General features: G+C 56.7%; 8 protein-coding genes. All 8 read right to left on the reverse strand.

Going from position 1 to position 8,836, the window contains the following annotated elements; genetic code table 11:
• Positions 1 to 227 (reverse strand): hypothetical protein (locus GXP58_12165; protein NOY54348.1); only part of this gene is annotated, 227 nt, incomplete at its 3' end.
• An 8-nt stretch (positions 228 to 235) separates the two neighbouring features.
• The gene (locus tag GXP58_12170) at positions 236 to 1,033 is read right to left on the reverse strand and encodes a hypothetical protein (GenBank protein ID NOY54349.1); all 798 of its coding nucleotides are present in this window, start codon (positions 1,031 to 1,033) and stop codon (positions 236 to 238) included.
• Between the two features lie 11 nt (positions 1,034 to 1,044).
• Complete coding sequence (locus GXP58_12175; GenBank protein NOY54350.1) at positions 1,045 to 3,522, reverse strand: TIGR03986 family CRISPR-associated RAMP protein; 2,478 nt, start codon at positions 3,520 to 3,522, stop codon at positions 1,045 to 1,047.
• Positions 3,515 to 4,999, reverse strand: a complete 1,485-nt coding sequence (locus GXP58_12180; protein NOY54351.1) for a hypothetical protein — start codon at positions 4,997 to 4,999, stop codon at positions 3,515 to 3,517. Before GXP58_12180 ends, GXP58_12175 begins: the two co-directional genes overlap by 8 nt.
• Entirely contained in the window at positions 4,996 to 6,576 is a 1,581-nt protein-coding gene (locus GXP58_12185) for a hypothetical protein (GenBank protein NOY54352.1), read from the reverse strand. The genes GXP58_12180 and GXP58_12185 overlap by 4 nt, the downstream gene beginning before the upstream one ends.
• Before the next feature lie 44 nt (positions 6,577 to 6,620).
• Positions 6,621 to 6,833, reverse strand: coding sequence for a hypothetical protein (locus GXP58_12190; GenBank protein NOY54353.1), 213 nt, complete (start codon positions 6,831 to 6,833; stop codon positions 6,621 to 6,623).
• 12 nt (positions 6,834 to 6,845) lie between these two features.
• Positions 6,846 to 8,285, reverse strand: a complete 1,440-nt coding sequence (locus GXP58_12195; GenBank protein NOY54354.1) for a hypothetical protein — start codon at positions 8,283 to 8,285, stop codon at positions 6,846 to 6,848.
• A gap of 18 nt (positions 8,286 to 8,303) precedes the next feature.
• On the reverse strand, positions 8,304 to 8,836 hold a 533-nt coding region (locus GXP58_12200; GenBank protein NOY54355.1), incomplete at its 5' end, for a hypothetical protein.

An 8,836-nucleotide genomic window follows, 5' to 3' on the forward strand; every position in this document is an offset into this window, starting at 1 on the left:
GCAAAGGGCGTCCTCCCCGCCGGAAGGGGATTCTTGAAGATCAGAGCGTAGGGACAGCGCACCGAAACGAGGCATTCTTCACAGGACTGTCCCCTCCGCCGACAGACCATCCGCTGAAGCATCTGTCCCATCCCCCCCCGGAGAGTGGACCCCTTGTAGGGAGGAAGGTTCAATCGTTCCCGGGCACGGATCTGAAATGAATATGCGGAAAAAAAGAACGAATCCATTCGGTCTCCTATAAAGCTTCAAGCCTCCCGGCAAGGAAACGGAGGATCTCCTCCCCTTCCCGGGAATGGCATTCCTTGAACCAGTATCCCCGCTGTGGAAGGGCACCGCCGTACACTCCGCCGGGGAAACGCCTGTCCAGAAGATGGATCCACTCCCCTTCCCCATAAAAGTCCACCTCCGAAGGACAAAGGATGAGAAGGTTCTGGACTCCAGGGCCACCGAGGACGGACTCCATTCGGTCCGTCACCACGGCCGTCTTCGTGTGCGGAAGCCTGGCCAAGGTCAGCGCCCCGCCGGCAAGGGTCGAGGCCTCGGAGACGGCACGTTCCCCAGCCTGTTCCTCTTCCTCCGTGATCCCCTGAGCCTTCCGGTCGGCGGCGCGAACCTGTATGATCTCTTCCTTCGTGGCCCCGATTTCGATCATGGCAGGGATATATCCCCGGTCGTTTTCGGCAACAAGATCGAATTCTCTCGTCCACCGTTCCGGGGGAAGACCGAGTAGGGAGAAAACCTGATGGAGCGACGTCGGACGGTCGGCCCCGGCCTTCTTCCCATGGTGGTCGATCTCAACGATTTGATCCGGGTCGAGACCGAGATCATTCGGAAGCTCCACCAGCACGGGGGTCCTCCCCTTCTGCAGGGTGCCGGTGATTTCCTCCCTGTAGGCGGAAGCGGAGACCTCCGCTCCCCAGGCAAGCCCCTTGTCAAAGAAAGGGACCCCCTCCCGGCAGAGCAGTTCCGCTATCATCTCCATCTCGAGGTCATGTCCACCGAGAAAAAAAGTATAAGAAGATTCAACCATCATCCATCCTTATTTCAATACTTTTTCAAAGTTGGAAGATTCGTGCTTGCCCTATTTAATGGCCTGAGAAAATCATGTCTCCTCTTGTCGTTTTCCACAAACCACTTGAAGGTCTCATCCTCCGGACCCTGCCCCTGGACGAGGGGGGTATGGACAGGCTCGGTTACCTTTGCAGGATCGCCCAGGAGTTCCAGGGCGGGTCGGATGTCTTCATTCATCTTATCCCGGAATCCCTTGCGGAAAGCATCATAGGTAATGGCACCTGCAACTTCCGCCTCTGCAACTTCTGCCTCTGCCTCTCTGCCATATCGCCCCGGCCAGTCTTCCGGAGCATCCTCCTTCCGCCAGACCTTTGCATAACGTGGCGAGGAGAAGATCTCATCCGTCGTATACCGATCTTCACGGTTTACCAGAAAGAGTCCTATCGGATCGATCCGGACCTTCCCGAGGCCGATCGGTTTCCCCGTTCCGATCTTGTGGCGGAATGCCTCCGTCGGCCGGAGTGCGTAGCAGAGAAGGCCCAGTTCCCTTTTGCTCAGGTTGTCGAAATCGACATGAAAGTAAAAGACCGCTCCAGCACGGACGGGAGTGACACTTACTTTCTGCTTGCAACGGTCTTTCTCCTCGCAGGGGGTCGGTGGCTGTGGATCCGTCTTCCAGCACTCCTTCTCTAACTGGTCTGAGCTGTGATGGAGATAGAACTTCCTTCCCTGGGGATGATGACTCCCCGGTTGCAGATCCTTCTTGGCGATGTAGGCCCCCTGCCCGTCGGACTTCTTGAAGTAGAGGGCCGGGGAGGGGGGCTTGGGGGAGTCGAGGATCTTCAGGACCACGGGATCGAGATAGGGGCTGGCCTCACGACCGATGGGGGTCTGTCCGTCCTGATCGGTTATTCCCTCGAAGAGGGCGTCGGCAAAGCGAACCCGCCCCGCAAGGGCGCGTGCGGTATCCCGCTCTTTCTCCTTCCCCTCCTCAACAAAACCGAAGAGCTGTTCGGCGAGGGTGATCTGCTTCCTTTCTCCATTGAAGGGAAGAAGTTCTTTATCGACGGCCCGAAAGAAATCCCGGCCTCGTGCGCCTTCCATCCTGTTATTTACGATCCATTCGACCCGCCCCCGCCAGATGGAAGAAAGGGAGATCTCTTCAATGGTATTCCAGCGGGGATGCGGCTTGAAGAAAACGAGGTCTCCCTCCTTGAGACGGAACTTCTTCCCGTCATTGGCTGGATCCATATTCCGTTTAGTATCCTTCGGCTCATAGGGGAGCTTCCCGTTCTCATCGGCGTCGGTCCTTGCGTCGGCCAGTTCATGGAAGCGATTCACGACATCATCGGGAATCAAGAAGGCCTCCCAAGCTTCCGGTTTCTCCGGACAAGGGATAAAGATTTCGTGTTTCTTTGTATTCGGGATGGCCCGGTCGCCCCAGCAGCCGAGGACGCGGATGATCCCGCGGGTGTAGACGCTCCGTTCGTGATCCGGAATCTCGTCCCAGGGACGGGGAACTGCATCTTCACGCGCCTTCTGTGAAACAAGAAACGAGTTTCTTGTTACATGCAACTGTGCATCGCCACACAATTCATGACTCCCGGTCCAGCTCCGCCTCTGAAGCTTCATTCCGTAATACTTCGGACTATCGGCACGGAAGGTCCGAAAAGTGAAACGTCCCGAATTTCGAATACTCAATCTATCTCCGATATAGACCTTGAGGTTCGGTTCGGGGAACATATTCTGATATTCTGCGGGAAGGGGGAACCTATCGTTATTATTCTTTTGCAAGGTAGGAAGGGTAAGAGGAACAAGAAAATATTTATCCTGACCACCTTTTTCTTTCTCAACATGGATCATCCCGATGGCGGAGAGGCTCTTTGTCATTTCCTTTCGGTAAGAATAAGGATATTCGGATCTTTCCAACACCCGCAGTGCCGAATTGCTCGCCGCCTCGGCGATACTTGAAATCAACCCTTTAAGGGTCGTGGCCGGGACGGCGGGCTTCCCTCCTCTTTCGTAGGGGGCGACGCAGGCGGGGCATTCTTGCTTACCCTTCCTCACGCGCTTTGCCCCGACAAAGATCGGGCTCTCAGACTTTAACCGGCAGACGATCCGGCCGGAATAGCTACCTTCCACATATCGGTCGTGCCTCACATGTCCGTTTTCCTGACTATCGAACTTCTCAACGCTCAGATCGGCCGGCCTGTTGTCTTTCAGGACCGGAACGAAATGGTAGGGATTATGAAACTGCGGGGCATCGTCCATCCGCCCCCGGCCTTCTCCCCGCCCCTGGGGGTGCGCCCTCTGACGTAACGGACCCGGCCCGGCTCCATAGTGTCTCGTCTGGAGACCTTGCTTCCTTTTTTTCTTTTTTTTCTTTTGCTTACCCGGTGACGATCCGCTATCTTTTTTCGACCCTCCCTGGGCCTGTACCGATTTTTCTTCCCTGGGTGCAAGGCCCCGTTTCCTGCGCATCTCTTCCTGCCATTCCCTCATATCAACCATGGACCGCCTCCTTTTGCAACTCCGCAATCTTTTGCCGGAATTGTTCTACAACCTCACTAACCTGAGGATTCTCCGCTTTCCACCAGTCCCCTGTTATCTCCGCCCGGCTGGCCCCGTACCCCTTGGTCGCGCCGAAACCGAAGGTGATGTCTCCCTCAATGAGGTCCCGGAGTGTCAGGGCAAGGAGGCCCCGCATCCAGGGCTCGGTCCGGGAACAATCGACTGTGATTTTCCCGGTCAGGCGCGGTTCCAGGACCGACAGGGCGTTGAACTTGGCGCCGTGGGCTCCGCCGCCGGTAAATCGGTCGATGGCAAGGAAATCCTGGAAGAAGCCGCTCGCTTCCTCTTCTGCCTGGACGAAATCGGTCACCTCCAGCGGAGAGCGCCAGCCGGCGGCTCCGAACAACCTGCAGGCGGGACAAAGCCGGTCCACTTCCTCGGGATAATTGAGCGACCGGCAGCAGGGATCGCTGTCGGAATGACAGGCGGCCTTATCCCCTCCGAGGGTCCGGAGGATCCGCTCGGCCTGGCTCCGGAAGGCCCCGCGGAATGAGCGTGAGGGGAGATAGGCCCGGCTGTTCCGGTCGAGGATCGGCGCGTGATCGGGATGTGTTTCATCGCTTTCCTGCTCCTTGTCCTTCTTTTCCGGGCATCTGCTCGGGTCATTCACCAGGAAGGGGGAATCGAATGTGAGTGTTACATCAAGGACGATCTTTTCGATCGAAGGCTTGGCCGGAGAGCCGGCCTTTGGCTTCAATTCGTCGATCTCATCTTCCCCAAGTTCGGCGAAGGGAAAATCTGCCTGATTCTCTTTCTTGATCCATTCCCGGACGGCCTCGCCGGTCGCACGACGGACCTTGCCCAACTTCCATGAGAGCCTCCCCCACCCGTCTCCCGTGGAGGCGCCGAGGGTGACGGGGTCGTCCGGATCGTTGAATCCCTCCAGGGCATGGAGCAGGATCCCCACCTCCTCCTCGTCAAGGCCGCTGCCGGTGATCGTAACGGTAAAGGGGACGCCGGGGGGGACAAACTCATAATGTCTCAGCTTCTTCGCGCTCGCCGTCCGGGTCACCCGGTCGATGGCGACGGAGGCGGCCGCACCGGTATGCCGCACCGCATCCCAGTAGGGAGGTGGATTCGTCAGCTTGACATCCTTGATATAGGCATAATGGAATTCGGCCTTTCCCCCTACGGCATCTTTCTTCTTCGTGTCTTCGCTTCCAAGGAGTTCATCAAGCTTACCGTTCGCCCAACGCCGCTTCAACCAGGCCCGGAGGTCTCCCTTGAGGGTCGAGCCCGGGATACAGGCACGATCCTCGTAGTCGGTAATCACCGACGAGATGTCGATTTTCTCCTTTTTGCCGTTTTCGTTCTCTTTCGTCAGTGCATCCCGTTCCGTGGTGTCGCCGTCCCCGATATGGAGGGGAGAGTCCGTCGTCAGTGTTCCCGTGATCTTCCATCGTACCGGAAAGCTCATGATGCCCCTCCTTTCTTCGCAAGGTCGATCAGTTTCCCGTCATGGACCGGCAGGTTGACGGCGATCTCGCCGTATCCGTTCTCCGGTATGTAGGGGCAGTTCGTCCAGTGGTCCCCTTTTTGGCCGTTCCGGGCGTACTTTTTTATCGCCCACGCCGGGAGGGGAAGCCCCTCTTTGAGCCATTTCTCGATCATCCGCTTCCCGTCCGCTTCCTTGCCGGTCTTCGCCTTGAGGACGAAGACGCTCCCCGCCTCGGTCAGGAGGTAGGGGTTGTAGGGTTTGCCGTCCTGAAAGCGTTTCCAGAGGTAGAATCCCCCGGCAAGGCTCTGGCGGGCATAGAAATGGGAGAGTTGCAGAGTCCTGTCGGAAAGCTCTTCCCAGATCTCTTCGTAGGCCTTCCTCAACTCGGCCTCGCCGCTTGTCTCGTCCAACTTCTCCGGATCGAAAAGAATCGCCGGTGTCTGGAGGGTGACGATCCAGAGTCCATTCTCGGCCTCGGCCTTCGAAGGGAAGTACGACGTGATCGACTCTTGCTTCTTCGGGACCTCCACATCAACGGCCACCTTGGTCTTCCCCATTCCCCGCAGACCGACGGCAAAGAGCCCGGCAAGCTGTTCGGCCACTTTGGATCGATCCGAATCACCGACCCGGGAGAGATCCACACCTCCGATCCAGCAGCAACCGTCGGGGCGAACCATCTCGTAGGCGAAGAGCTGTTCATCGGCCGCCTTGCGACGTTTTTTTTCGATGGCGGTCCGCACGCGTAATTCCGTACCAGGCGTCATCCATCCGAAATATTCATCCACATCCCCCCGCTCCTTCCAGTCCACATCAAATTTCGGGGCCACGGGAGGACCCTCGGGACAGGCTGCCTCCTCCTTCCGGGCCATATCAGCTAAATGGATTTTCTCATTCTCTTTATACTTCACCAGCGAAAGGGGCGGACGGACGGGACGCTTTGCACTCCCCTCCGGGGCGGGAAAGGCGTGGAGAAAACGGATCTTCGTGAAATTCCTGCAAAGCTCCGGTCGTGTAGCGTCGAAATCGTTCGTGATGAAACAACTATCCTTCCCCAGAAGATCCGCCCACGTCCGGGCCAGCGCCCCGGCAAGGGCCGCGCCGGGGATCTCGGTCTTCGATTCGAAGAGATTGTTCCCCACCTTACGGTCGGCAAGACAGAACGGGGACTTGGGCCGGATTATAAGTGGGAAAGAGAAATCGGATGGTGGAGTGGTCTTTTGATCCTCGATCTTTCTTGTTGTGAGTTCTATTTTGACACCATCCAGTCTCCCGAAACCGACGGTCCGTTCCGCACCAAGGCTCGGGATCCAGCGCAGGCCGGTCTCGCACTGCCCCTTGACTTTTTCAGCATTTTCAGTCGAGGGCGCCATGAAACGGACCGTACCGGAAAAGGAAACCCTTTCGCCCGGTGCAAAGGGGGCTTCGACAACCTGGTAGGCCCCCTTGTCCACAGCGCCCCGGCATTCGTCGATCCGGATCCGGAAAGCGATTCCTTCCCTGTCCGCCCCATCGTGTACGAAGTCGTCGAAATGGAGTCGCCCCTGGACAGGCTCCACACCTCCCGGCCCGCTCCCGGATTTTTTTCCAAGGAGGCTTTTGATTACGGTGTCAGAGATGAAACCGGAATCGGCAAGACACAACTCGTCCCAGGCGCTTCCCGAAGACGCCCCTTCACGAGGGTGCCGGGCAGATAGTAACGGTCCTGCCGGTCCTTCGCCATGGGGGAATCGATACCGTACGGCCCTGCCGCCGTGGAATGGGTCAGCACCGGGCCTATCAGTTGCAGCGTGATCTTCATCTCAGCGTCATACATCCCCATATCCTCCTATTCAACAAGGTAGTCCCACAACAGTGCAAGGTGAAGCCAGCGAAGGACCTCGCCGCCGAAGGGGTCCTTCAAGTCTTCCAGCGCTTTTTTTGTCTCAAGGTCAAGACTCTTGATGGTCTTCTCGATCACCTTTATCGTTCCGGGATCTCCGCGGGTCAGCCCCTTCACGATGGCATAAAGCTTCCTGCGGGGGAAATTCTCCCGGAGTACAGCAACCTTATCCAGAGCGCTCCCCATCTTCCCTCCCTCCAGGATCATATCGTCCGGCGAACAGCCGTTGGGGCAAATCTCACGCCGGTAGCCCATCAGGTCCCGTCCGATATGGTCGAAGGACTCGAGGACCTCATAGGCAAAGAGGTTTTCCTCACGGCTCTTCTCCTTGGCCAGTTCGGCCAGATCCTTTGCGAGCTTCGTGATCCGGTGGATCGGAGCGTTGTGGTGACAAAAGACGATGCCGCCGCCGTGCGTGAGCCGGTTCCCATGAAATTCCCAGCTCTCCGATTCTTCATAGAAGCGTTTCAAAACCCGCCACCCAAGCCAGGCCGGGACAATCCAGATGATCTCGTCCCCGCCCCAGAGCAGGGTCTCCAGTCGGTAGTTATCTTTTGCCGAGATCCACTCCTTGCGGTCCTTCATCTCCGACAGCAGGGTCTTGAGAAATCCCCGACGGTAGTTCTTGATCGTGGTATCAAAATCTTCCTGGAGTTTTCTTGTGTTACAGACATCGCTCTGGAGACCACCGAAGCCGTTCCCATCGAGGTAGATGACAGCCATCTTGTGATGAAGGTTCCCCCGGGAACGATCCGAGGTAAGCTCGTCGAAATCATTGGCAAAGTTCAGGGGAACCAACTCCGAAGCTTTCTTTTGATCTACCTTTTTGAGCTTGACCAGTTCTTTCCTGTAAAATTCCTGCTTCTCTTCACGGCCGTATTTCCAGCGTTGCCAGACCGACTCGCTGATTTTCTTACCTTTAGGCCCAGCCTTCACGGCAGGCCGTACGCCGTCCAGTTCGCAGGGGACAACATTTTTGACTCGACTGGTCTTTGGAACAGCCACGGTCGGGGACCGCATCTGCTGGAAACGGTTCTTCGCAAGCAGCGTCTCCCGGACCGTGATAAAGTCATCTTCGGCCCTGAGGAAATCAACGACAAAGGTGGCGTGTTTGAATCGAGGATCCTTCTTCAGACAATCCATCACAGAGTTGCAAATTTGTCTAGCTTTGGAATCATCAGCGTCACCGTCATCCATCTCAAAGCGAAAAAGTCCGGAAGAGGCGCCCGTGGTGACCGGTTCCAGCCGGGGTACGCGTTTCTGAACATGACCCACAGCGTCGAGCATCAAGAGACTCCCCCCCCGGGCCGTGCTCAAATCCTGGGTATCGAAGACAAAGTTCAAGAGGTTTACCCCCTCCATGCGGAGATAGTAGGTTGCCGTCATGATCCCTCCTTTCGTTTATTACTTCTTCTTTGGCTTCTGTCGCGCAAGCCTGTCAAAATACTTGTACAGACGATTGGAACACTTTATAGTCAGGAGCAACAGAAAGGTCGATCCTGCCATGGTCAATATGAAGACCAGCCACGAATGTTTCTTCCAATCCATTATCCAGATATTCATCCCCAGGAACCCCGTGGCCACGGCCAGGACCATCCCCACCGTAGCAACAACGGTCAGGCGTGTGGTCGCCCTGGTCTCCTGCTCCGCCTCCTGGATCTCGAGGTATTCATGGCTGCTGTTGATCTCCTTCTCTACTTCCTCGAAGAGTTCATCCACATCCATATGCTTCCGAGCAAGAGTATACATCTCGATCGCCTGCTGCTGGTTGGATAGGAGGGGAAACTGATAGAGATTCGCGAAAAGGGAAAAGTTCCAACGAAGTTTATCGAAGGTTTCATGCCAGTCCTTCTCCCCCTTTTCCCTCGCATCGGCGGAAATCTTGCTAAGCGCCCCGCTGAACCGGAAGAGGACCACCCGGATATAAAGGAGAAGAA

Source organism: Deltaproteobacteria bacterium, assembly GCA_013151235.1.
GTDB lineage: Bacteria > CG2-30-53-67 > CG2-30-53-67 > CG2-30-53-67 > CG2-30-53-67 > JAADIO01.